At 56.7% G+C, this 23,382-nt stretch carries 22 protein-coding genes; 13 read left to right on the top strand and 9 right to left on the bottom strand.

All coding sequences use genetic code 11. From position 1 onward, the window contains the following. Positions 1-79: 79 nt before the first annotated feature. From B2U07_RS11625 to B2U07_RS11605, 5 genes are read left to right on the top strand one after another with little or no spacing between them, the layout of a single operon-like run. Positions 80-2,479, top strand: a complete 2,400-nt coding sequence (locus B2U07_RS11625) for a type I restriction-modification system subunit M (RefSeq protein WP_296277008.1) — start codon at positions 80-82, stop codon at positions 2,477-2,479. Beyond that, on the top strand, positions 2,476-3,720 hold the full coding sequence (locus tag B2U07_RS11620) for a restriction endonuclease subunit S (protein ID WP_296277007.1): 1,245 nt from the start codon (positions 2,476-2,478) through the stop codon (positions 3,718-3,720). Before B2U07_RS11625 ends, B2U07_RS11620 begins: the two co-directional genes overlap by 4 nt. Positions 3,721-3,748: 28 nt before the next feature. Beyond that, a complete protein-coding gene (locus B2U07_RS11615) occupies positions 3,749-5,545 on the top strand; it encodes an ATP-dependent nuclease (protein ID WP_296277006.1) in 1,797 nt (598 codons plus the stop codon). Beyond that, positions 5,542-8,646: a type I restriction endonuclease subunit R gene (locus B2U07_RS11610; RefSeq protein ID WP_296277004.1), complete on the top strand. Its 3,105-nt coding sequence runs from the start codon at positions 5,542-5,544 to the stop codon at positions 8,644-8,646. Before B2U07_RS11615 ends, B2U07_RS11610 begins: the two co-directional genes overlap by 4 nt. Beyond that, entirely contained in the window at positions 8,636-9,358 is a 723-nt protein-coding gene (locus B2U07_RS11605) for a M48 family metallopeptidase (protein WP_296277002.1), read from the top strand. The genes B2U07_RS11610 and B2U07_RS11605 overlap by 11 nt, the downstream gene beginning before the upstream one ends. Before the next feature lie 543 nt (positions 9,359-9,901). On the opposite strand, the gene B2U07_RS11600 is transcribed toward B2U07_RS11605, so the two are convergent. Next, entirely contained in the window at positions 9,902-10,492 is a 591-nt protein-coding gene (locus tag B2U07_RS11600) for a hypothetical protein (protein WP_296276999.1), read from the bottom strand. Between the two features lie 320 nt (positions 10,493-10,812). Here B2U07_RS11600 and B2U07_RS11595 point away from each other — a divergent pair, with 320 nt between their 5' ends. The 3 genes from B2U07_RS11595 to B2U07_RS11585 are packed head-to-tail and all read left to right on the top strand — an operon-like array spanning position 10,813 to position 12,858. Next, positions 10,813-11,484: a recombinase family protein gene (locus B2U07_RS11595; protein WP_296276997.1), complete on the top strand. Its 672-nt coding sequence runs from the start codon at positions 10,813-10,815 to the stop codon at positions 11,482-11,484. Then, entirely contained in the window at positions 11,471-11,707 is a 237-nt protein-coding gene (locus B2U07_RS11590; RefSeq protein ID WP_296276995.1) for a DUF4224 domain-containing protein, read from the top strand. The genes B2U07_RS11595 and B2U07_RS11590 overlap by 14 nt, the downstream gene beginning before the upstream one ends. After that, positions 11,707-12,858: a site-specific integrase gene (locus tag B2U07_RS11585; protein WP_296276993.1), complete on the top strand. Its 1,152-nt coding sequence runs from the start codon at positions 11,707-11,709 to the stop codon at positions 12,856-12,858. The genes B2U07_RS11590 and B2U07_RS11585 overlap by 1 nt, the downstream gene beginning before the upstream one ends. A gap of 171 nt (positions 12,859-13,029) precedes the next feature. Here the strand turns inward: B2U07_RS11585 and B2U07_RS23100 are convergent, their stop codons facing one another. Continuing rightward, a complete protein-coding gene (locus B2U07_RS23100; RefSeq protein ID WP_419096341.1) occupies positions 13,030-13,335 on the bottom strand; it encodes a helix-turn-helix domain-containing protein in 306 nt (101 codons plus the stop codon). Positions 13,336-13,415: 80 nt separating this feature from the next. On the opposite strand from B2U07_RS23100, the gene B2U07_RS11580 reads away from it, so the two are divergent. The 3 genes from B2U07_RS11580 to B2U07_RS11570 are packed head-to-tail and all read left to right on the top strand — an operon-like array spanning position 13,416 to position 15,617. Further along, a complete protein-coding gene (locus tag B2U07_RS11580) occupies positions 13,416-13,709 on the top strand; it encodes a DUF4031 domain-containing protein (RefSeq protein WP_296276992.1) in 294 nt (97 codons plus the stop codon). A 13-nt stretch (positions 13,710-13,722) separates the two neighbouring features. Then, positions 13,723-14,949: a nucleoside triphosphate pyrophosphohydrolase family protein gene (locus tag B2U07_RS11575; protein WP_296276990.1), complete on the top strand. Its 1,227-nt coding sequence runs from the start codon at positions 13,723-13,725 to the stop codon at positions 14,947-14,949. After that, positions 14,946-15,617: a uracil-DNA glycosylase gene (locus B2U07_RS11570; RefSeq protein WP_296276988.1), complete on the top strand. Its 672-nt coding sequence runs from the start codon at positions 14,946-14,948 to the stop codon at positions 15,615-15,617. Before B2U07_RS11575 ends, B2U07_RS11570 begins: the two co-directional genes overlap by 4 nt. On the opposite strand, the gene B2U07_RS11565 is transcribed toward B2U07_RS11570, so the two are convergent. The 6 genes from B2U07_RS11565 to B2U07_RS11540 form a co-directional block, all read right to left on the bottom strand. Next, complete coding sequence (locus B2U07_RS11565; protein WP_296276987.1) at positions 15,618-16,421, bottom strand: hypothetical protein; 804 nt, start codon at positions 16,419-16,421, stop codon at positions 15,618-15,620. After that, positions 16,399-16,977 (bottom strand): C1 family peptidase, encoded by a 579-nt coding sequence (locus B2U07_RS11560; protein WP_296276985.1) that lies wholly within the window; start codon positions 16,975-16,977, stop codon positions 16,399-16,401. The genes B2U07_RS11565 and B2U07_RS11560 overlap by 23 nt, the downstream gene beginning before the upstream one ends. A gap of 68 nt (positions 16,978-17,045) precedes the next feature. Then, positions 17,046-18,062: an ImmA/IrrE family metallo-endopeptidase gene (locus B2U07_RS11555; protein ID WP_296276983.1), complete on the bottom strand. Its 1,017-nt coding sequence runs from the start codon at positions 18,060-18,062 to the stop codon at positions 17,046-17,048. Between the two features lie 3 nt (positions 18,063-18,065). Next, positions 18,066-18,413: a helix-turn-helix domain-containing protein gene (locus tag B2U07_RS11550; protein ID WP_296276982.1), complete on the bottom strand. Its 348-nt coding sequence runs from the start codon at positions 18,411-18,413 to the stop codon at positions 18,066-18,068. Next, the gene (locus tag B2U07_RS11545; protein ID WP_296276981.1) at positions 18,410-18,682 is read right to left on the bottom strand and encodes a hypothetical protein; all 273 of its coding nucleotides are present in this window, start codon (positions 18,680-18,682) and stop codon (positions 18,410-18,412) included. Before B2U07_RS11545 ends, B2U07_RS11550 begins: the two co-directional genes overlap by 4 nt. A gap of 491 nt (positions 18,683-19,173) precedes the next feature. Then, positions 19,174-19,602: a hypothetical protein gene (locus B2U07_RS11540; RefSeq protein ID WP_296276979.1), complete on the bottom strand. Its 429-nt coding sequence runs from the start codon at positions 19,600-19,602 to the stop codon at positions 19,174-19,176. Between the two features lie 161 nt (positions 19,603-19,763). On the opposite strand from B2U07_RS11540, the gene B2U07_RS11535 reads away from it, so the two are divergent. Both B2U07_RS11535 and B2U07_RS11530 read left to right on the top strand, forming a co-directional pair. Further along, positions 19,764-20,873 (top strand): acyltransferase family protein, encoded by a 1,110-nt coding sequence (locus tag B2U07_RS11535; RefSeq protein WP_197859226.1) that lies wholly within the window; start codon positions 19,764-19,766, stop codon positions 20,871-20,873. Positions 20,874-20,882: 9 nt separating this feature from the next. Further along, positions 20,883-21,968: an acyltransferase family protein gene (locus B2U07_RS11530; protein WP_296276976.1), complete on the top strand. Its 1,086-nt coding sequence runs from the start codon at positions 20,883-20,885 to the stop codon at positions 21,966-21,968. 3 nt (positions 21,969-21,971) lie between these two features. Here B2U07_RS11530 and B2U07_RS11525 read toward each other — a convergent pair whose 3' ends face one another. Next, the gene (locus tag B2U07_RS11525; protein ID WP_296276974.1) at positions 21,972-23,381 is read right to left on the bottom strand and encodes a lipid II flippase MurJ; all 1,410 of its coding nucleotides are present in this window, start codon (positions 23,379-23,381) and stop codon (positions 21,972-21,974) included. Position 23,382 lies beyond the last annotated feature (1 nt).

Genomic DNA, 23,382 nt, shown 5'->3' with positions numbered 1-23,382 from the left:
AACCTCGGGCAGGTCGCGCAGGGAGCACCCAGACCGCCGCTCTGCCTGAGCCACCAGACAGACCCAGGTAGTACGCCCGATGGCCATCAAGAAATCCGAACTCTATTCCTCCCTCTGGAAATCCTGCGACGAGCTTCGTGGCGGAATGGATGCCTCGCAGTACAAGGACTACGTCCTGGTGCTGCTGTTCGTGAAGTACGTTTCGGACAAGTACGCTGGCGACCCCAACTCGCTGATCGAGGTGCCGGAAGGCGGCAGCTTTGCCGACATGGTGGCGCTCAAAGGCGACAAGGAGATCGGCGACAAGATCAACCAGATCATCGCCCGCCTGGCCGAGGCCAATAACCTCACCGGCGTCATCGACGTGGCCGACTTCAACGACCAGGAGAAGCTCGGCAAGGGCAAGGAGATGGTCGACCGTCTGTCCAATCTGGTCAGCATCTTCAACTCGCCGGGGCTGGATTTCCGCAGCAACCGCGCACAGGGCGACGACATCCTCGGCGATGCCTACGAATACCTGATGCGTCACTTCGCCACCGAGTCTGGCAAGAGCAAAGGGCAGTTCTACACCCCAGCTGAAGTGTCGCGAATCATGGCTCAGGTCATCGGCCTGGCCGCTGCCACCGACAGCAAGCAGAGTATCTATGACCCGACCTGCGGCTCGGGCTCGCTGCTGCTCAAGGCACACGACGAAGCCAAGAGCGTCACCGGCCTCGACCTAGCCATCTACGGCCAGGAAATGGACAACGCCACCAGCGCCCTGGCCAAGATGAACATGATCCTGCATGACTGCCCGACAGCGGAAATTTGGAAGGACAACACTCTGTCCGCACCACATTTCAAAGACCCGATGGGCAAGCTCAAGCTGTTCGACTTTATTGTCGCCAACCCGCCGTTCTCCACCAAGGCCTGGAGCAATGGCTTCAATCCGGCAGAGGATGAGTACAACCGCTTCAGCTACGGCATTCCGCCTGAGAAGAACGGCGACTACGCCTTCCTCCTGCACATGCTCACCTCGCTGAAGAGCACCGGTAAGGCGGCAGTGATTCTGCCCCACGGCGTGCTGTTCCGGGGCGGTGCTGAGGCAGCCATCCGTAAGCGCATCCTCCAGCAGGGTTACATCAAGGGCATCATCGGCCTACCGGCGAACCTTTTCTATGGCACCGGTATTCCTGCCTGCATCATCGTGTTAGACAAAGAAGGCAGCGCTGGGCGCAAAGGCTTGTTCCTGATCGACGCCAGTAAGGGCTTTATCAAGGACGGCAACAAGAACCGTCTGCGTGAGCAGGACATCCACAAGATCGTCGATACCTTCACCCAGCAAATTGAGGTGGAGAAATTCGCGAGGCTGGTGCCAATGGCCGAGATTGAGGCCAACGACTTCAACCTGAATATCCCGCGCTATATCGACACCAGCGAAGCAGAAGATCTTCAGGACATCGAGGCCCACCTGCATGGCGGCATTCCCGAGCGTGATATCGACGCTCTACATGCTTACTGGGAGGTAATGCCTAACCTGCGCGGCGCGCTGTTCGAGCCACTGCGCGCCGGCTACCTCAGCCTTAAAGTTTCCATCAGCGAGATCAAGCCGACCATCTTCGGCCACCCCGAGTTCGAAGCCTTTCGCCAGACGGTGGCGGGCCTGTTCGAGGCCTGGCGTGCCGAACACCGCCCAAACCTCGCCGGCATCGCCATTGGCGATCAGCCCAAAGCGCTGCTCAAAGAGTTGGCCGAAGATCTGCTGCATCGCTTCGAAGCAGCACCGCTGCTGGATGCCTACGACGTCTACCAGCACCTCCAGGACTACTGGTACGCCACCTTTCAGGACGATGTGTACCAACTGGTGATCGATGGATGGAAGCCGCTAATTGCCAGCGGCTCTAGCCAGGGCGAGCCCAATACCGACCTGCTGCCACCCGAGCTGGTCGTACGTCGCTTTTATGCTGCCGAAGCCGCCGCCATCATTGAGCTGGAAGCCAAGCGCGATGCTATCAGCCGTGAGCTGGAAGAGCTGGATGAGGAGCAGGGTGGCGAAGACGGCCCGCTGGCAGAAGGCAAAACCGACAAGGGCAAACTCACCGCCGCCAGCGTCAAGGCACGTCTTAAAGCCATCAAGCACGACCGCGACGCCGATGAAGAACGCCAGGCGCTGGAGCAATGCCTGGCGCTGATCGAGCGCGAGGCAGAAGCCAGCAAAAAGGCCAAAGCTGCGCAGAAGGTGCTGGATGCCAAGGTGCTGGCCCACTACGCCCAGCTCAGCGAAGCCGAGCTGTTAACCTTGGTGGTGGACGATAAATGGCTGGCCACCCTGCAAGCCGATGTACAGACCGAGCTGGATCGGGTGTCCCAGGCCCTTAGTGGTCGTATTCGCCAACTGGCTGAGCGCTATGCCACGCCATTGCCGGCGCTGAATGCTGAGGTGGACGCTCTGGCGGCCAAGGTCAATGCGCACCTGGCGAAGATGGGGTTTGCTGTATGAATGCAGAAGTGAGGCCGGGGTATAAGCAGACCGAGGTCGGAATTATACCTCAAGACTGGGAAGTCAAACGACTACGAGACATCTCACCATCACAAACAGTAGGCCTTGTCATAAATCCAAGTTCATATTTCGAAGAGGCCGGAACAATACCAATGCTTGTCGGTTCGCATGTCAGTGAAAACTCAATTTCATGGCAAACCGCGAATAAAATTACCGAGAAGAGTAACAATCAAATTTCCGCTTCACGACTGTATGCCAACGATTTAGTCATGGTTCGTGTTGGCGAGCCTGGAGTTACAGCTGTAGTCCCTCCTGAGCTTGATGGATGTAATTGCGCTTCTATGATGATTATAAGGCAAGGCCGAGCATTTGACTCTACCTGGCTTTGCTATGTCATGAACTCGGATATTGGCCGAAAACAAGTCGAGAACGTACAGTACGGCACCGCACAAAAGCAGTTCAACATCAGTGATGCTGTTAATTTCGTCTATCCGATACCTCCATTTGCAGAACAGAAAGCAATAGCTTCTACTCTTTCTGGAGTTGAGTCAGTGATCACCAGTCTAGATCAACTGATCGCCAAAAAGCGTGACATCCAGCAAGCCGCTATGCAACAACTCCTCACCGGCCAACGCCGCCTGCCGGGGTTTAGTGAGGAGTGGGAAATGAAGCGCCTGGGTGACGTCGGCGAGTTAATCAGCGGGGGGACGCCAAAAACCTCGAACCCTGAATACTGGGGTGGAAATATTAAGTGGTGTACTCCCACGGACATAACTCGGTCGAAAGGGAAGTATTTATCAGAAACTGAGCGCAACATTTCTGAGGCCGGCTTAGCTGACAGTGGAGCAAGACTACTGCCTGCTGGATCATTGCTCATCTGTACACGCGCAACAATCGGTGAGCTAAAAATAGCCAGAACCCCCTTATGTACCAACCAAGGTTTTAAATCATTAATTTGTCATGACGATATAAGTCAAGAATTCATGTACTACAAGCTTCTGACAATGAAGAAAGACATGATTGAGCGCGCATTTGGCTCGACATTTCTTGAGATTTCGAAGGCAAATATCTCAGCAATCACGTTTTCTGTTCCTCCACAGGCAGAGCAGAAAGCTATCGCCACTATCCTCTCTGATATGGACACCGAACTAGCCGCCCTCGAAGCCCGCCGCGACAAAGCCCGTCACATTAAACAGGGAATGATGCAGGAGCTGTTAACAGGTCGAACTCGCCTGATCTAATGTCTAGTCATTAAGCACGAATACAGGGATGAACATGCACAAGATCGGATTTATAAACATCAAGAATTATCGACTTTGCCGTGAGGTCTCACTACCACTGGAAGGGTTTACTCCTCTGGTAGGGCAGAACAACACTGGCAAGTCCTCCATATTGGCAGCCCTGGCATGGGTGCTGAAACCTTATGCCCTGCAAGTATCAGACTTTGCCGAGGCGGGCCGTCCTATTGAGGTGTCCGCACGCATCGACGGCATCACTGCTGAAGTCCTTGATCAAATTCCTGATGGGCGTCACCGCGCAGCGATAGAGCCATTCTGCCGCGATGGCTCTATTTGGATACGTGCACATACAACTGGCACAACTGCGCGTGCTATCACGCAGGAGATCTACGATCACGAGCAATACATTGGCGAAGGTATTCCGGAGTCTTGGAGGGCATTTCCCACAGGGCTACCTCAAGCTGTTGGTGCATTGCTTCCAGACCCCCTCCAGATCAACGCCATGGATGACATCGGTGAAGATCTAGGCAAGGCCAAAGCAGGCAGCACCATCAAGGCCCTGCTGGACGAAATCATGGAGCCTATCCTTCAAGCCCATGTGGAGCTGACAGAGGCACTCACCGCCATTCGAAGGGTGCTGACGACCGGAGGAGAAGCACGCTCCCAACACCTGAGTGATTTTGATCGCGCCGCGTCAAATGCGTTGGCCCATTTCTTTCCTGGCCTTAACTTGGAACTCGATCTTCAGGTCATTGAAGCAAAAGAGTTCTTCAAGGCTGGAGACCTCATCGTTACTGACTCATCAACGGGCGATAGAAGGCGATTTGATCAGCTGGGTACGGGAGCGCAGCGAGCTATTCAAATGGCACTCATCCGCCACTTGGCAGATCTCCGCACCACCGCTCAAGCTGGTGTAGCACGACGTCTGTTGTTGATAGATGAACCCGAACTTTATCTCCACCCACAAGCCGTACGGCGTCTTAGGCAAGCCTTGGAAACCCTATCCAAGACTGGCTTTCAGGTTGTGTACTCAACCCACTCGCCATTGATGCTCAGTCGCGAAAATGCTGCTGATACCATCATCGTGGGTAAGCAGAGGGAAGTCGGTACGTTCACTCGCTTGCCACTGCGTCAAGCCGTTCCTTCTGCTTTGCAAGAAGCCGAGGCTCAGTCCCGCACTCTCTTTGAGCTTGGCAACCTCTCTGAGATCTATTTTTCAGAGCGTGTAGTGTTGTGTGAAGGCAAAACCGACCGTCGGCTGCTGCCACTCGCATACGAAGCACTGTATGGGCGGCATCCCGAGCTAGATCAGATCACTTTTGTATCTGTCGGCTCATGCTCAGATATCCCAAAGGCATTGCCTGTACTCGCCGCGATGGGCATCAATGCCTGTGCTTTTGCCGATTTGGATTTTGCCTTTACAGACGCTCGCAAAGGCCAGAGATCCTTACTCCCCAAGGAAGACGAACAACTCAATACCGCCAAATCCATCTTGCAGCGACTGCAAGCAGAGCATGGCTTCCCTCTTGGTGGAAATGGCTTGCCAACAAAAGACAAGAACACAGGTTGGCAGGCGGCTGATACTTGGGCTTGCTTTGCCAAAGATGCAGAGGGGGTCGAGGTAGTTCGTTTGATACAGCAGGCCCTCAAAGAGCAGGGCATTTGGGTATGGGCGGCGGGGTGCATTGAGCATGTCACTGGGCATCTCGACAAAGGAGAGGACGCCATTCAGATGCAAGAGCTTGCGATTGGACAGCTAACAACAGCACAAGTCGATAAACAAATGCCCGCGTTCAGGGAATGTTTTGAGTGGATGCAAGCCAGATGAGTGTCGGCCAGATCGAAAAAAAGACCCAGCAACGCGTGGCCAAACTGTTTCAGCAGGCGCTGGGCTATGAGCACCTTGGCGACTGGGGCGAACGCCAGAACAACGCCAATATCGAGGCGGAACTGCTGCGTGGCTGGCTGCTTGAGCAGGGCGCTGAAGCCAATCTTGCCAGCCGGGCCATCTTTGAGCTTAACAGGGCGGCCAATGACGCCAGCAAGGGTCTGTATGACCGCAACAGGGCAGTTTACGAGCTGCTGCGCTATGGGGTGAAGATCAAGCCTGAGGTGGGTGAGAACACCCAGACCGTCTGGCTGATCGACTGGAAGCATCCTGAACGGAACCACTTCGCCATCGCCGAGGAAGTCACGGTCAAGGGCGCCAATGCCAAGGCCTACAGCAAGCGCCCAGATATTGTGCTCTATGTGAATGGCATCGCCCTCGGCGTACTGGAGCTGAAGCGTTCCAAGGTGGCAGTCAACGAGGGCATCCGGCAGAACCTGGATAACCAGAAGGCTGAATTTATCCAGCCGTTCTTCTCCACTATGCAGTACGTGATGGCCGGCAACGATACCCAGGGCCTGCGCTACGGCACCATCCAGACCGGCGAGAAGTACTACCTGAGTTGGAAGGAAGAAAGCGAGGAGAGCGCCGCTGCCGACAATCTGCTGGATCGGCATTTGCTTCAACTGTGCAACAAAACGCGCTTTTTGGAGCTGATCCACGATTACATCGTGTTCGACAGTGGGGTGAAGAAGCTCTGCCGACATAACCAGTACTTCGGCATCCGCGAGGCGCAGCGCTACCTACGTAGGCGCGAGGGCGGGATCATCTGGCACACACAGGGCTCGGGTAAATCCCTGACCATGGTCTGGCTGACTAAGTGGATTCGGGAAAACATCCAGGACTCGCGGGTGCTGATCATCACCGACCGCACCGAGCTGGATGAACAGATCGAGAAGGTGTTTACCGGCGTCAACGAGCAGATCGTGCGTACCACCAGTGGTGCCGATCTGATCGACAAGCTCAACCAGCCATCGCCCTGGCTGCTGTGCTCACTGATCCACAAGTTCGGCACCCGCGAGGATGCGGATGTAGAAGACTTTGTGAAGGAGCTGCGCAAGAGCCTGCCGCCGGACTTCCGCGCCAAGGGCGACCTCTATGTATTCGTCGACGAGTGCCACCGCACCCAGTCCGGTGAGCTGCACAAGGCGATGAAGGCCATCCTGCCCAATGCCGTATTTATCGGCTTCACCGGCACGCCTCTGTTGAAGGCAGACAAGCAGAAGAGTATTGAGGTGTTTGGCCGCTACATCCACACCTACAAATTCGACGAGGCGGTGTCCGATGGCGTGGTGCTCGACTTGCGCTACGAAGCCCGCGACATTGACCAGAACATTACCTCGCAACAGAAGATCGATCAGTGGTTTGAGGCCAAGACCAAGGGCCTGAACGACCTAGCCAAGGCCCAGCTAAAGCAGCGCTGGGGCACCATGCAGAAAGTGCTGTCGAGCCAGTCACGGCTGGAGAAGATCGTCGCCGACATCCTGCTGGATATGGCCACCAAGCACCGCCTGGCCGATGGCCGGGGCAATGCGATGCTGGTCACCAGCAGCATCTTCGAGGCCTGCAAGTGCTATGAGCTGTTCTGCAAGGCCGGGATGGGCGACAAGTGCGCCATCGTCACCAGCTACAAGCCTTCGCCAGCGGATATCAAGGGCGAAGCCACCGGAGAGGGGCTGACCGAGAAGCTGCGCCAGTACGAAATCTACAACCAGATGCTAGGCGACAAAGACCCGGAAACCTTCGAGAAGGAGGTGAAGCAGCGCTTCATCAAGGAGCCGGGGCAGATGCGCCTGCTCATCGTGGTGGACAAGCTGCTGACTGGCTTCGATGCGCCTTCAGCCACCTACCTCTACATCGACAAGCAGATGCGTGACCACGGCCTGTTCCAGGCCATCTGCCGGGTCAACCGTCTGGACGGTGAAGACAAGCAATACGGCTACATCATCGACTACAAGGACTTGTTCAAGCAGCTGGAAGGCGCCATCGGCGACTACACCAGCGGTGCACTGGACGGTTACGACAAGGCCGATGTGGCAGGCCTGCTGGAAGACCGACTGAGCAAAGCCCAGGAAGACCTGGAGGAAGCCCGCGAGGCGATCAAAGCCCTGTGCGAACCCGTCGATAAGCCCAAGGACACACCAGCCTATATCCGCTTCTTCTGTGGCCCCGACTCGGGTAACGCCGAGGTACTCAAGGCCAACGAGCCGAAGCGCCTGAACCTGTACAAGATGACCTCCGCGCTGATTCGCTGCTTCGGCAATCTGGCTAATGAGCTGGAAGAGGCAGGCTATAGCGCCAGGGAAATCACCGAGATCAAGGATGAGGTCGATCACTTCACCAAGGTGCGCGACGAGGTGAAACTGGCCAGTGGCGATTACATCGACTTGAAGGCCTACGAGCCGGACATGCGTTTCTTGATCGACACCTATATCCGTGCCGATGAGAGCGAGAAGATCTCAGCCTTCGATGATATGTCGCTGATCCAACTGATCGTCGAGCGCGGTGTCGGTGCTGTGGACGCGCTGCCCAAGGGCATCCGCGAAAGCCAGGAAGCCGTCGCCGAGACCATCGAGAACAACGTGCGCAAGCTGATCATCGATGAGTCGCCGATCAACCCGAAGTACTACGAGACCATGTCTTCGCTTCTCGATGCGCTGATCGCCAAGCGCAAGGAAGACGCCATCAGCTATCAGGAGTATCTGGATGAGGTGGTGAAGCTGGCTCAGCAGGCCAAGAATCCGACCAGCTCGAACAACTATCCTGGCTCGATCAATAGCGCTGCTCGCAAAGCGCTGTATGACAACCTGGGGCACAATGCAGGCCTGGCATTGGCTGTGGATGCCGCTGTACTAGATAGCCGGCAGGACGACTGGCGCGGCAATGCCATGAAGATCAAACGCGTACGCCTGGCGATCAAGCATGTGCTGGATCAGTGGGGTAAAGACGCCGCTGAGGCCTTGGGCGACTATTCGGTAGGACAGGACAGCGAACAGCTGGATGCTTTGCTGGAACTGGTCAAGCATCAGCATGAGTATTGAGTCCCGCAATATCATGGTCAGCGGTTTGACCGTGGAGGTCGTGCGCAAGCCGATCAAGAACCTGCATCTGGGCGTTTATCCGCCGCAAGGACGTGTGCGTGTGGCCGCGCCGTTGGCGGTAGATGACGAAGCCGTGCGCCTGGCAGTCGTAGGTAAGCTCGGCTGGATCAAACGCCAGCGTGCGAAGTTTCAGGCTCAGCCCCGGCAATCCCAGCGACGCATGGTCAGTGGCGAGAGCCATTACTTCCTGGGCCGGCGGTATCGCCTACGCGTGCACGAGAGCAGTGGTACAGCACTTCATATAGCGCTGCGCGGGAAGGCATGCATGGATCTGTTCGTACGCCCGGAGACCACCGTCGAGCGACGCGAGCAGGTACTTCAGGACTTCTATCGTGCAGAGTTGAAGCGCCTGGTGCCGGAGCTGCTGGAAAAGTGGCAGCCTAAGTTAGGCGTTGAAGTGCGCGCCTGGGGCATCAAGCGCATGAAGACCAAGTGGGGCACCTGCAACATCGAAGCCCAGCGCATCTGGCTCAACCTGGAGCTGGCTAAGAAACCCGTGCAGTGCCTTGAGTACATCCTGGTGCATGAGCTGGCCCACCTGCATGAGCGGCATCACAACGAACGTTTCACCTCTCTCCTCGACCTCCATTTGCCGCAATGGCGAACGCTGCGCGAGGAACTGAACCAGTCGATGCTAGCGGAGTACGCCTGAAGCTTTGCTGACAGGCTTACAGACGCTACCCGCCGATCTCTCCGCCCTCGCCTGCCCTGACAGCGCCATCATCCGCTGCGCGACACGGGGGTATTAACTTCTCCCCAGGGTCCTTTCACTTCTACGGTACAGGCCGCTTGCGTAGCGCCCAGAGGTAGAAAATTTCCTTTCCCTTTAATATCTCTAAGGATGAAGGTCGCGTTTTTTGCACTTCTACGCTAATGAAGCCAGCGTGCGTAGTAGCTCGGCAAATAAGCTGGAAGCCTCGTGTTTGCTGGGTTTCACGACTTCTACCGTCCGTTCTGAACGCCTCTGCGTAGAAGTTGGCTGCGTAGCTGACCCTGAATCACTACGCAGTTAATTTCTACTGAGCTGTAAGCCCCACCCTGCCTGGCTTTCGTGGATTTCAGGGGCACGCTCGGCAATGACCAGCGTAGAAGTGCTACGCATGAGGGTCTTGGCACTACGCAGCAGGTTTTACTCTGTGCGTAGTGGGTGACGGGGTGTTGGTGTGAACCGTAAAAACGGCGCCTAAGCAGATTTTTAACTGCGGCTAACCAGATCAGTCAGCGGCTTGAGATCACGCAGACCTTGCGCTTCCACGTCAGCGAGCACCTGCCGGCATTGCTCTACCGCGCTCGCACATTCAGCCAAAGCCTTTGCTCCACGCTCTAAACAGTAAAACTCTGCTTTTTTCATGGCGCGATTGTCTTTGGCTGCGCGGCGCAACTTTGCCAACAACCCTTCGTAGAAAATGGCGATAGCGCGCACCTCCACCGGCAGAGCGTTGAACGTGGAGTTCGGGTAACGGTCGCCTTTACCTTTCGGCAGCTCCCGGGTGATGTAGCGCCCCGAAGATGCCCGCGCATTCTTACGCAGCCCAGCTACAACGCGTTTCGACTGGGGAGTGTCCATCACCGGCACTTTTTTGCACCAGCTCACGGTCCATGAACCAGGGGAATGAACTCGTACGCTTATCAAAAAATGTGTATACAACTTTCGCTCAGTGAGCGGACTTTGAATCACAGCACTAACGCTTTCCAGATAAGTCCTGGAAATCAACATGCTTGCGTCGTACATCTGCTTGTGGAGCTGATCTAGCGCTGTTTCGGACAACAACTGAATTTTTGGCATAACACCTCCTCTATGTGGAGGCGCTAGGATGGCGAACGCCCAAGCTGGTTTGGCTCGGAATTCGACCAGATTCTGGTCAGAAAAAGAAAAGTCCATTTCGGGTATTCCCTCCACACCCGCCCCGTTGCCGCAACCCATCCGTTTTGGCAACAGCGTCCGCTACCGAGGAGAAAAAATCTGCTGCGTTGCCAGGCAACGTCCATTTTGGCAGTACCAAAAACGGTCGTTTTTGTTGCGGATAGCCGAGTCCCTGTTTCGGGCTTGGGATTCCCCCCTTCAGTGTCACGTATTCCATACCGATATCTATGCAAGGAATTCGTATGGGAAAGCGGATTGGGTACGCCCGTGTTTCAACGGATGATCAGAACCTCGACCTCCAGCGTGATGCTCTTTCCCTGGCAGGGTGCAGCGACATCTATGAGGAGACCATCAGCGGCAAGTCGGCGCACCGGCCCGAACTTGATCATTGCCTAAAGGCGCTGCGCAGTACCGACACACTGGTTGTGTGGCGGCTCGATAGACTGGGCCGGTCGTTAGCCGACCTCGTGCGCATCGTCAGCCAGCTGGAGTCCGCAGGGGTTGGGTTCGAGTCCATCACCGAACGGATTGAGACGACCAGTGCGGCCGGCCGATTGATATTTCATGTATTCGCGGCCCTGGCCGAGTTTGAGCGCAATCTGATTCGCGAGCGAACCAAGGCCGGTCTCGCAGCAGCGCGTGCTCGCGGACGGAAGGGCGGGCGTAAGCCATCGTTAGATCCGCAGCAAATACGCGAGATACGAGCACTGCTAAGAGATTCGGATATCCAGGTTGTGGATGTGGCCAGCCGCTATGGAATTTCACGCACCACCCTTTATCGGCATGTAGGTGCAACCAGCCAAAAATCCTCGAAACCTACAAGAAAGTGGTCAGATAACGCCCCAAAACACGAAAGCGGTGCAATTAAATGGGTGTCGGCAACAGAACAGGAGACGCCAGATGCCGACATCTAAACCCAACAACACGCAACCACTTCAGCCAGGCCTCGTAACCTTTGAGTCCCTGAAAGCGCTCACAGGCTATGAGCGTCGCTCTGACATTGAACGCTCGCTGCAGTCGCAAGGCATCCGGTTTTTCCATGGCCGGCATGGCCTCTGGACCACCCTGACGCTGATCAACTACGCGGGCGGAGCAGGTACTGGCAACCCAGAGCATTACGACGCGGAGATCATCTGATGAAGAGAGGCCGCAAGCGTAAGCTCAACCCGGACATACCGAAGCACATTGACCAGAGCTCCCTGCCACGGGGTGTTTACTACGATGCCCGTGGCTCGGGCGTCTGGTACACCCTTTTCAACGATGAAGGCGGCAAACAGCGCCGTAAAAATCTGGCCGGCCCCAAGACCACGCTATCTGAACTGCATCGCCTGATGGAGGAACGCTCAGGCGTTGACCGCGACAGCCTGGCCTTTCTCGCCGAGCAATACCATCAAAGCCAGAAGTTCAAAAGCTTGGGGAAGAAGACGCAGGACAGCTACTGCTACGCTCGCGACGTCCTGCTCGCCACACCCACCAAACTGGGCAAGCCGCTGGGCGAGTTGGCCGTACGGAAGTTCACCCCCTCACTGGTGCAGCGCCTGATCGACAAGATCGCCGAAGAAGGTAAGCCATCCAAGGCGACACACGCGCTGCGCTACCTGCGCCTCCTGATGCAATGGGGCCGCAACCGTGGCTACGTGGAAACTAACCCAGCTCAAGGCATCGAGGCCCCCAAAGAACGCAAACAGCGCCGACTCCCAGAACCAACCGTTATGGTCGATTTGATCCAGCTCGCCCAGCAGCAGGGACAGCTCACGCGTGGAGAAAAAGGAGCATGCGCGCCGTACCTTTGGTACGTCATGGAGATCAGCTACCTGTGCCGCCTGCGCGGTATCGAGACCGTAACCCTGACTGACGCTAACGAGACGCCCGAAGGCGTACTCACCAACCGGCGCAAGGGCAGCCGCGACAACATCGTGCGCTGGACCCCACGCCTGCGGGCGGCATGGGAAGCCGCTAAGCAAGTTCGCACCACGATTTGGGCCAAGAAGAAGATGCCGATTTCAAACCTGCCAGAACAGCGCAGACTCATCGTGGCCGCGCACGGCGGCGCATTGCAGAAATCAAGCCTAGACACTGCATGGCAGCGACTGGTTAAGCAGGCGATCGAAAAAGGCATCATGACCGCCGAGCAGCGCTTTGGCCTACATGACTTCAAACGGCGCGGGATCACCGACACCACCGGTAACCGGGCAGAAAAGCAGGAAGCTAGCGGACATCGCGATGCCTCAATGCTGGATGTCTACGACCTCAGCGTGCCGATTGTTGATGCTGCTGGGGAGGGATGAGCTATTGCCCCTCTCCGACAGCAACCTCAAGTCCAGCGATACGACACGGCTTCGGGCAGGTGGGGCGCAATCCATCAATGCGCGCCATCGAGCCGCCAGGAATCGACCTTCATATGGGATCAACACTTAGTCGCCATAAGCCCTAAAGAAGAGTGCAGTCACCTAGTGTTGTTATGGGCGGGTTGCTAACGCCTCCAGTGCTTCCACAAGCTTCCGCAGTGCCGGCTCGTTCTCTGGCGCACCTAGGATGAGCTGATCAACTCGCTCCCCCAAGCTGAGCGACGAGGAAGGGACGAGGTACCTCTCGTATGGCACGCTCAGATATTTGCAAATTTTCTGCAAATTATGGTTAGCAGTAGCCATCTCCCCATGCTCCATCCTAGAGAGCTGGGAGTGATGAATTCCAACGGCAGAAGCAGCGGCTAACAGCGTCAACCCCCTGTATTTACGGGCTTTGCGTAACTGCTTGCCGAGCATTATCGCGTCTAGTTCTGAGTTGAATCTTTGTGCCATGATGTGCATATTAAATGCACAATTTGTAGAAAAAGGCGAGAGCCATGGCTGTGTACGTTGATTCCGAAGAAATCCCATGGAGAGGCAAACTTTGGTGTCACCTAGTGGCTGACACGCTCGACGAGCTTCACGACTTTGCAGCACGACTCGGTTTGCGCAGGAGCTGGTTCCAATCGCGCAATTACCCGCATTACGATGTGACTATATCGGTACGGCAGCGCGCCCTGAGTATGGGTGCCATCGACGCCGACCGTGAAACGATTGTCGATCGCAGCAGGCAGATGAGGTTGGAGTTGCGCCGTGAGATGATGGCCTCATCCGCCTGCGCCGGCGCTTGATCATGGAGGATTTATGGCTGCAGTTCCAAGACCCCAGCCGCTTTCCCTGGCGAACTACCTACTGAAAGCGCGGGATAGTCTCCGTTTCAAAACTGACGACCCCGTTGCCTTGACGGATAGCCTGCAGAGCATCCGTTTTGGCTATTTCGGTGAGGTTGGTGGCTTGCTCTCCTCGGTGAAGAAGGCCGGCCGTGATCAGTTACAGAAGGCGCAAAGTGAGATTGCTGCAGAGGAGCTGGGTGACGCGCTCTGGTACCTGGCTATCGCCGCGCACATGCTCGGAATCTCACCTGACGATCTGGGTAAGGAATGTATTCGGATCCTTCGCGAGGAGTTCGGCGAGTCAAGTAAGGTCCCCGCCAGCCCGATCACGTTCCGTCAGATAGACGGTCTGATCGATTCCCTACGGGAAGAGGATACAATTCGACGCCCTGCGCAGATGGGCAAGCTGGCTTTTAGCGCCGGCGCGCTGGCGGACATGACCCACGGCGCCCTGGTGGCAATGGCTCTTCCCCAGCGTGCCAGCCATTTCGGCAAGTTGCTTTCGGAGCTTGCGAAGACGTGCGCAGGCTTCAACTTGCTGATGGAAGATGTTGCTCGAGCCAACCTCGAGAAAACGGCCAGCCGTTGGCCCAGCGAGAAGAAGCGATTTGCCCCTCTTTTCGACGAATCCTTCCCTGAGCACGAGCAGCTGCCTCGTGAATTTGAAATCGAGTTCATCGAACGAGGCGGCAAGGAAAACGGGCACGTTGTACTGCGTCTGTGGGGCGTCTACATCGGAGACCGCCTGACCGACAATAGTAACGAGGCGGATGACTATCGCTTTCACGATGTCTTCCATCTCGCGTATGCCGCCTATCTGGGGTGGTCTCCCGTTCTACGAGCGTTGCTGAAGCGCAAGCGCAAGTCGAATCCGAGCAAGGATGAGAATGAAGATGGCGCTCGGGCGATGATTATTGAGGAAGGCATTGCCACCTGGATCTTCGACCACGCCAAGAAGCACGATTATTACGAGACCGTTGAGGTGGGTAGCCTTGATTACGGGCTCCTGAAACAGATTCAGAGCATGGTTCGTGGTTACGAAGTCGATCAGTGCAAGCTATGGCAGTGGGAACTGGCCATCATTGAGGGCTTTAAGGTTTTCCGTCAGCTTCAGGATAAGCGAGGCGGGACTGTGAAAGTCGATATCACCAATGGCACCCTCACCTTTGTGGCTCCGGCCGAGAAAGCAGAAAAATGACCCCCACCACCTTTGTTAGGGCCCTGGCAGCGTTCAATTTGGAGAACGTGTTCAATCCCTATGCGGACACGTGCCCTATTCACGATCGCGCAACTGCTGCTGCATGTCGGCGTAAGAACCTCAAGAGCTACCTGAAAGCTGCTGCGGACATCGGAGTCGACACCATCTGGATGGGTCGTGACTTGGGTTACCGTGGAGGCCGGCGTACAGGCCTCGCCCTGACGGACGAATATCATCTCTCGGAGATGGCTCGCCTTTACCCTGGGTGTGAGTCGCTGCAGGCTACCCATGGCCCGGCGATCGCGGAGCGCACGGCTGCGGAAATCTGGGGTGTGCTGAGAGCGATTGATCTACCGCCTCTTCTCTGGAATGTCTTCCCTTTCCATCCGCACGAGCCGGGCAACCCCTTCAGCAATCGCCGATTCAGTGCCAAGGAACTGGGCCAGGTCGATGAACTGAATAGCGAGCTGTTCAGATGGTTAAAGATCCGCCGGGTTGTAGCTATCGGCCAGGACGCCGCTCATTATGCATCGCGCTTCGGTGTCGCAGTTGAATGCATCCGGCACCCGAGCTACGGCGGCGTGCGTGATTTCCGCGCGGGTATGGGACGCCTCTATGACATACGCCCCAACGCCTTCGCTCAGAGTCGACAAGCTTCGCTTCTGTAATTAGGTGACAGGCAAGCCAGTTAGAAGCGTGGTTGTCGCCGGTACACCGCCGAAGCTTTCGGAATCCAGATAAGCATGCGTAGCGATGCAGGTCAGCGTCCCGCATTCGTATTTCGATTCTTTCCCAACGAACGACTGTAGTTGGCTCAATCCTACGAGATTGCCCAAGGCTCGCATGCAGTACCAGTGTGAGCGGTATATCGCGGTCAGATCGAGCTTGCCGTCGGTGAGCTTGAAGCTCAGGTGGCTCAAGCAGGGAACATTCGTTGGCTTGGCGTCCCGCGATGGATCGAACAAGGGCAGCTCGAAGCCGTAGCCATTGAGGTTTGTGTCGAAATCGTCATGGATGTCGACAACGCCTAGCTCATACGCAGCTTGGTAGGTTTTCCCGGTGTGTGTCTTCAGCAGCCGCTCCACGATGCTGTCGAGAGGGTTGTAGGTGCCTTTGCCCTTCCGATCCACCCGATTGATCATGCGAAGCGCGTAAGTCCCCCAGCTGTTGGGTTTCTTGCCCACGGCCATGACTTCGACAAACGACTTATAAAACTGAGGGCGCCCCTCTCGGCGATATAGGCTGTTGGGGAAGATCGTCCCCGACACCGTCTCGATGCTGAGGTCGTCATGGTGTTCGCGAAGCTTTGCGTCCACAGCTCGAATGATCGTGAGGTCTTCACCCGACAGTGCCTGGGGCTTGGAAATCTCCAGAACCAGGTTCCGATCTTTCCTTCCCCTCTGGGTATCTAGGTGTCTGGCCGCGGCTAGCCAAGCTCTCCCGACACCTTCACTGGGTACTATTTTTGCCATGATCCACTCCAAACGCGCATGCTGCGTGCGCAACTACATACTCGCCTGAAATCCAGGCGTATCCCTGGGTGCCCCAGGTTGGTCCCCAGCTATTGCGAACATAAAACCATGGGGTGACCTCGCCTTCCTTGCGGCCTACACCTACAGCCACCACAGCATGCAGCAGTCCGGGCAGGACTCTTTCGCTGAAATCGATGATGTCGGTTTTGGCGTCAAGAAACGCTTGGGTGATGCGTAACCCTAGGCCAACTGCTTTCCCCGCTCGGATCGAGCAGACCAGGTCTGTTGGGTCCTTAGAAATGAACTCCGGGGCTTTTCCAAATAAGGGCAAGCCAGTGGGAAGAGCCGGTATAGGAGATGGAGGCTCTTCCGCACAGTATGGAAAGCTGTCTTCTTCTGGTTGCCCTAGCTGAGCAGCTTGTTGGGCACTCTCGAAAAAAATTCCATTGCCGGGCCGCCAACCCGTAGACGCAATCGCTGCCGCTCGGTAGAGGTATTCAGGGCTCAGGTCAGCGTTGGATAGCTGTCGGTTCAAGTCTGAAATTGCGAAAACCAAGCAAGTATTTCGCCCACCCTGCGGTCTGGCTGGCGAGTGGAATTCGTCGAGGAGAACCTCCTGGACGATCAAGATGCGGAGACCTTAATCAGTTGAGCGCGGGAATACGGCGTGAGTCCTGTCTCGAGCCCTTCAAACTTGGCTTTTGAGCCGAACCTGCTCAATACCTCGCCCTCGGGTAACCAGGGCATACGCTCAGTCAGCTGGAATTCCGTAGGCCCTGAGTCCAAGGTTCTCCCACCGGTAAGCACGTAGTCCATGGTGTCCGGGCCGCCGAACATGAGCGGATCGTCAGGCACATTCTCAGAGAGCACGGTGACCGGCTGGAGATGGAAACCTTCCCCTTCAGCATCACTCAGACAATCTGTTTGCCACAGATACCCGGCAGAGGCGTGGTTTTTCAGTCGTATGACGATCTGATCGTCGGGGCGCGGCTCCAAAATCGAGTCTTTATCCGATTCGTCGAGCAACCAGACCTCTTTGGAAGCGTCTGGCGGCACTTCTCCGAAGATGCTCCTCTTGAGCGCTGCAGGCGAGACGCGCAGAAGCTTCTCAGCATCCCCGTATGAAAACACCTGATGTCGAACTAAGGACCAAACCATGGCCTTGTAGCTTGTCCCCAAGCGAAGAGCCAACTGGTAGAGAACGACTGGGTGCCACAAGTCCGACTTCTGCCAGCCCTTCCGCTTCATGACCAGCGAGATCAATTTTCGGGGCGCAAGCAGGCTATATCCAAATTCGTCCGCTTCCAGTTCTATTACTTGGGCATTGTTGCCGTAGTAAATGTCTTCGTCAGCGGTGCTTTCATGGCCCATGAAGAAATGGCCCAACTCGTGAGCACATGTCATATGCACGAGGCCGGCAGGTCGCTGATTATTGACGAGAATTCCCGGGTTGGTATCTCCCAAGAAGGCGCCCAAGAGCTTTTCCATGGGACGCAGCATTACGAGAATGTCATGCTGCGCAGCGACCAGGAAAGGGTCGATCCGCGTGTAACCTTGTTCGATTCGTTGCATTGCGCCGCAGTCGTCTAGCACTTCAGAGGCGCGCTGTGCAGCTCGTAAGATTATGTCGCGGCGGCTCATTCACTATCCCTTGTGCTTTAGAAACTCGGCAAAGCGAGCTACCTCGTCAATGTCCTGCTGAGAGAGCCCTTTGACCGCCCTAGCCAAAAACGCGAGCTGCTCGGGGCCTGAAGGTAACGGATCGCGGCCAGTCATTAAATACTCAAGTGACTTTCTGTAGAGCTTGGCGAGCTTGTTGAGCTCGGTAGCCTCCACCTTACGAGATCCTGATTCGATGTTGCTGACTGCTGGCCGCGAAAGCCCCAAAACGTTTGCTACTTCGTCTTGCGAGAGGCCGATGTACTCCCGAGCCTCTTTAAGCCGCTCAGCCAGCCTCAGCCGATCTTGGACTTCTGATGCCGTTGTACTCATGATCCAGTTTTCTTCATGTGTTTTAGAATGCCAGCCGCTACGAGCTTGATGAACTGCTCCTTGCTCTCATAACCCCCATTGCGGATTACCACATCTACGGGAATCTTCTGTTTCAGGAGTTTTCCTATCTCTATCAACGAATCGACAGCGACCATTGAGTCCAGAGGCGCGCCCAATTCGTCGATGGAGAGCGGGTCATCCGCAATCTCGAGCGCACGCTTATCCCAGAATTCAGCAAGCCGTTTTTCTATCTCGGCCTTAAGGTTCATTCAGCGCTCCGTATGAAAATCGTACACTCCCGGTAAGGAAATGTACTGCTGAATATAAGCTAACGCAAGCTGATGGTGTGCTGGTGAGCAAGAGCTCAATCGCGACAGTCAATGTGTCCTGGACTACCCCTGCTCCGGCAGCCATCCCCGGCCTATGCTTCTAGCCGGTTATTGCCTATAGCGACTGGCTGCTGTAGAGCGACTACGACCTTTCACGAGCGGCAATAGCCAAGACAGGTACCCGGGAGCTGCAGGCCGCTCTGCACATGAACCTGCCCGCACCGCTAAGAACCGCGTAAATTCCGGCCAAAGCCTGCATAGCACTAAGCTTTCGGCGATGGCCTGGCGTAAAAAATTGCCTCGTAAGCTCTTGATATGTATGCTTTCTGCCAGAACCTTGTAATCAGTAGGTCCCGGGTTCGACTCCTGGTGCCGGCACCACGAAATTGAACAAGCCCGCCATCTGCGGGCTTTTTCATGCCCGCATTTCGCTATCTCCCTTCCCGACTGTAGTGCGCCCCTCGGTCGTAGACTTCAATCACCTTGCACTCCACCTTGTTGCTGAACTGCAGCTTGTTGTCATCGGAATAGGGGATATAAAACAGAACTGCGTTTTCGCTATAAGCGGGCTCTAGGCAATCGTAGGTTTTTATATAGAGCAGATCGTCCATCGACGAATAAGTATCGCGCCCATATTTTTTAATAACCATTCTAACCGGGTCTTCATCCGCGGCGTGGCTCAAGGCATAGAACGGTGGCGAGACAACAAGAATAAATATGAAAAACGTACCTGAGGTTACTAATCGAACCATTGTTGACTCCGTAATCGAATACCGTCCCATTGCCGCCCTCAAACGCCGACCTGATTCAGCGTCGCCACCCAGCCTGCGGAGAGTGTTTTCGAAGGCGGCAGCACTCACTTGCCAGCGTGGCCGACATGATGGCATGCTGCCTCATATCCCGCACGTAAAACTCCTGCAGATCAAATAGCACACTTCTTTCCTGCCAAAATACTAATGCCATTTTTCTGTCGGCCTGCCTTTAACTTATTTAGCAAAATCCAAAGCACCAGGAGCCTGTCATGTCCAAGTTGAATACTCTGCAGGCATTTCGTTGTATAGGCCTGACGGGGGTCGTCATCGGCCACATGACATTTGCAGAAGAACAATATGCTGGCGCCACTTTATTGCCAGTAGCAATTAAAGACTTCAACCAGCTATTCATCGATTGGTTCTTTGTCGTCAGCGGTTTCATCATGGTCATGGTGTCTCGCGGCCGCTTTCAGGTGCAACGGGAGATCCTCAAGTTCGCCTATGCCCGGGTCGCACGCATCTACCCACCTTACTGGGTGTACTTCTTCATAACCCTGGCGGTCTTTTTGGTGATGCCGCAGTGGTTCAACAACACCCATGGCGAACCGAACCTGTGGAAGTCCTTCTTCCTGATACCGGACAAGACCCTGCCACTGGTGATGGTGGCCTGGTCGCTGATCTTCGAGATGTGGTTCTACCTGGTCTTCACCTCGCTGATGTTCTTTCGCGAGCGTTACCTGCCCTGGATTCTGCTCGGCTGGGCCGGCCTGATCATCTGCGCCAACCTGACCATCGATGTGCTCAGCCTGGGTCCGGTACTGCGCCTGATTCTGCACCCCTATGCTATTGAGTTCGTCATGGGCAGCCTTATCGCCATGTTCTACTTCAGCCCCCTGAGCGAACGGGTCCCCACCAAGGTCGCCGTTGGCATGCTGTTATTCGTGCCACTGGTCGGGGTGCCAGTGGGCTACAACCTGGACATGTTCCGTGGTGAGGGGCTGATTCGCGTATTCAGCCTGGGCACGCTGTTCGGTCTGCTGACCATCGGCGCCACACTTCTGGAGCGCCGCGACAAGCTGAGCGTTCCGTCGCTGATGGTCGCCATCGGCGACAGCTCCTACACCACTTACCTCGCGCACCTGCTGGTGATCGGGGTGATAGGCAAGCTATGGGTCATGTTAGGGCTGGCCTCCACCAGCCTGATCGGCAATATTGCCTTCCTCGTGATCATGTTCTCAGCGGTCATGATCTATGGTCTCGTTGGCTTCCGCCTTATCGAGGCGCCTCTGATGAACGCAGCCAACAGCCTGGGCAAGAAGCTGTTCAGCAAGAAACCAAAACAAGATCTTGCCAAGATGGCCGCCAAACCAGTCGAGTGACCGACGCCCATGAAGATCAGCAGCCCGCGCCTGCGTCAGAACAATTTCGACCTCATACGCTTGCTGCTGGCTCTGGCCGTCTGCCTGCTGCATGCCCACGAACTGTCGGGCGCCAGCGAGCTGGGTATCATCGATACCCTGCTGTCGGGCAAGATCGCCATCGAGTCGTTCTTCGTGATCAGCGGCTTCCTGATCTTCATGAGCTACGAAAAATCGCGCTCGCTCCCCGACTACTTCGAGAAACGCGCGCGGCGCATTTACCCCGCCTATTTCGTCTCGGTGACCTTCGTAGCGATATTGTTGTCGAGCGTCAGCGAACGCTCACTGAGCGAGTACTTCCTGTCGAGCGACTTAGTGCGCTACCTCGGCTTCAATCTGGGCTTTCTCAATTTCCTCCAGCCAGACCTGCCCGGCGTATTCAGCGACCACCGGCTGACGGCGGTGAACGGCGCGCTCTGGACCATCAAGATCGAGGTAATGTTCTACCTGAGCGTGCCGATCATCGTCTGGCTCTGCCGCCGTGTAGGGCGAGTGCGCGTGCTCCTGGCCCTGTTCATCGCCTCAACGGTCTACTCGCTGGTCATGTTCCATCTGCATGAAAGCACCGGGCGCGGCATGTTTTTCCAGCTGGAGAAACAGCTGCCCGGACAGCTGAGGTTCTTTATCGCAGGTGCCGCGATCTATTACCTGCTGCCGTTCTTCGAACGCCATGTGAAATGGCTGGTGCTCGCCGCGCTGGCCTATTTCCTGGTGCGTCTGCAGTTCGATATGGAGGCGCTCAGGCCGATTGCACTGGGCATCCTGGTGGTGTTCTTCGCGCTATACAACTACGTGGGCAACTTCTGCAAGTTCGGCGACTTCTCGTACGGCGTGTATATCCTGCACTTCCCCATCGTGCAGACGATGATCCATTTCGGCGCGTACCAGGCCAATGCCTCGTTAGCCCTGCTGGCCACTGTGGCCCTGACCCTCTGTGGTGCAGCGCTGATGTGGCATTGCGTGGAGAAACGCTGGCTGCTCAAGAACAGCCACTACGTGCAGGCCGGCAAGGAGGGCCCGAGCGACAGGCCGGACGCCAGCGCTGCCTCGAGGTGAGTTCTAGGTCATCCGCCAGGGCTTAAGCCAGAAGGCCATCAGCAGCAGCATCGTGGCCGAAACAGAGACCGTCACGCCGAGCTGCCACCAGCCTGGCGCCACTGCCAAGGGGATCAGCAGCGCCAGCGCCGGAAGTGCCAGCCCCAGCCCCCACTGCCGTTTCCAGTCCATCGCCTGCAGCAGGCGCTGCTTGCGCATCAGCAGCACGCCGGTCAGCAGCACGCCCAGTAGCGCCGCCAAGGCAATGCCCTTGAGCCCCAGCAGCCAGGGCAGCGTCAGCAGGAAGACGACGTTGAGGGCATTGCCACTGAGCTCACAGGCCAGGGGCAGACGGGTATCGCCGACCGCATAGGCATAGCGCGCCAGCAAGGCATTCCAGGCGGCGAACAGCAGCGTCAGGCCGAGCCAGCCGAGCAAGGCCGCCAGCACCCCGCCACTGGCCTGGCTGGGCAGCAGCAGCTGGATCAGCGGCTCTGCCGCACCGACCAGGCCGACCGCGACCGGCAGGGTCAGCAGGGTCGCCATCGCCACGCCACGGCGCAGCAGGGCCAGACGCTCCTGCTCCGAACGGCCGCCCATCAGGCCAAGCAGCACCTGGTTCAGACTCATCAGGGCGACCATCGGCAGGTTGATCAGCTTGCGGGCGAAATTCAGCCAGGTCACGGCCCCCTCGCCCAGCAGCGAGGCGATCATCCGCTCCAGCAGGGCCAGACCCTGGCTGGCCAAGGTACTGACCAGCAAAGGCCCAAGGCGGCGCAACAGCTCGCTGCCACAATCGCAGTCAGCCTTTACCTGCCAGGGGCGCCAGCCCATTCCACGCATCGCGGGTATCAGCACCAGCGGCATCAGTAGACTGCCCAGCAGGCAGCTCAGAGCCAGCCCGGACGGCGAGGCATCGGCAGACGCCACGCCCAGATAGATCACCGGCGGCAGATTGAACAACAGCGAACCCAGCCCCGCTAGGATGAAACGGGCGTGCGCCTGCAGCGGAATGCAGAGCAAGGCATGCAGCAGGAAACCCGGCACGCACCAGGCAAGCAGCTGCAGGCTTTGCCCGGCCAGCGTTTGCCCCTCTTCGGACAGACCCGGCCCGATCACCCAGACCCACAGCGGCGCCGCCACATAGAGCAGGCAGGCCAGCACCAGGCCCACACCCATGACGCGCCAGCTCAGGGCCGACAGCCAGGCACTGCGCGCCAGCGCATCACGCGCCTGGTACAGCGGCAGCGCCGCCGAGCTGAACAACCCGGTGGCCAGCGCCATGCGCACCGCCTCGGGCAGGAACAGGGCAACCAGAAAGGCGTCGCTGCGCAGACTGGCGCCCCAGGCATGGATTAGCAGCCACTCGCGGGCAAAACCGGCGACCAGTCCGATCAGCGTGGCCAGGGTCAGCCAGACAGTGGAGCCAAGCACT

The sequence above is a fragment of the Pseudomonas sp. UBA7530 genome (assembly GCF_002479365.1).
Taxonomy (GTDB): Bacteria; Pseudomonadota; Gammaproteobacteria; order Pseudomonadales; family Pseudomonadaceae; genus Aquipseudomonas.
The sequence above is the reverse complement of the archived record's forward strand: the minus strand, read 5'-3'. Positions and strand labels throughout refer to the sequence as shown.

Coding starts and splice junctions, on each gene's coding strand:
- B2U07_RS11625 (WP_296277008.1), top strand. CDS start 80: ATGGCCATCAAGAAATCCGAACTCTATTCCTCCCTCTGGAAATCCTGC.
- B2U07_RS11620 (WP_296277007.1), top strand. CDS start 2,476: ATGAATGCAGAAGTGAGGCCGGGGTATAAGCAGACCGAGGTCGGAATT.
- B2U07_RS11615 (WP_296277006.1), top strand. CDS start 3,749: ATGAACATGCACAAGATCGGATTTATAAACATCAAGAATTATCGACTT.
- B2U07_RS11610 (WP_296277004.1), top strand. CDS start 5,542: ATGAGTGTCGGCCAGATCGAAAAAAAGACCCAGCAACGCGTGGCCAAA.
- B2U07_RS11605 (WP_296277002.1), top strand. CDS start 8,636: ATGAGTATTGAGTCCCGCAATATCATGGTCAGCGGTTTGACCGTGGAG.
- B2U07_RS11600 (WP_296276999.1), bottom strand. CDS start 10,492: ATGCCAAAAATTCAGTTGTTGTCCGAAACAGCGCTAGATCAGCTCCAC.
- B2U07_RS11595 (WP_296276997.1), top strand. CDS start 10,813: ATGGGAAAGCGGATTGGGTACGCCCGTGTTTCAACGGATGATCAGAAC.
- B2U07_RS11590 (WP_296276995.1), top strand. CDS start 11,471: ATGCCGACATCTAAACCCAACAACACGCAACCACTTCAGCCAGGCCTC.
- B2U07_RS11585 (WP_296276993.1), top strand. CDS start 11,707: ATGAAGAGAGGCCGCAAGCGTAAGCTCAACCCGGACATACCGAAGCAC.
- B2U07_RS23100 (WP_419096341.1), bottom strand. CDS start 13,335: ATGCTCGGCAAGCAGTTACGCAAAGCCCGTAAATACAGGGGGTTGACG.
- B2U07_RS11580 (WP_296276992.1), top strand. CDS start 13,416: ATGGCTGTGTACGTTGATTCCGAAGAAATCCCATGGAGAGGCAAACTT.
- B2U07_RS11575 (WP_296276990.1), top strand. CDS start 13,723: ATGGCTGCAGTTCCAAGACCCCAGCCGCTTTCCCTGGCGAACTACCTA.
- B2U07_RS11570 (WP_296276988.1), top strand. CDS start 14,946: ATGACCCCCACCACCTTTGTTAGGGCCCTGGCAGCGTTCAATTTGGAG.
- B2U07_RS11565 (WP_296276987.1), bottom strand. CDS start 16,421: ATGGCAAAAATAGTACCCAGTGAAGGTGTCGGGAGAGCTTGGCTAGCC.
- B2U07_RS11555 (WP_296276983.1), bottom strand. CDS start 18,062: ATGAGCCGCCGCGACATAATCTTACGAGCTGCACAGCGCGCCTCTGAA.
- B2U07_RS11550 (WP_296276982.1), bottom strand. CDS start 18,413: ATGAGTACAACGGCATCAGAAGTCCAAGATCGGCTGAGGCTGGCTGAG.
- B2U07_RS11545 (WP_296276981.1), bottom strand. CDS start 18,682: ATGAACCTTAAGGCCGAGATAGAAAAACGGCTTGCTGAATTCTGGGAT.
- B2U07_RS11535 (WP_197859226.1), top strand. CDS start 19,764: ATGTCCAAGTTGAATACTCTGCAGGCATTTCGTTGTATAGGCCTGACG.
- B2U07_RS11530 (WP_296276976.1), top strand. CDS start 20,883: ATGAAGATCAGCAGCCCGCGCCTGCGTCAGAACAATTTCGACCTCATA.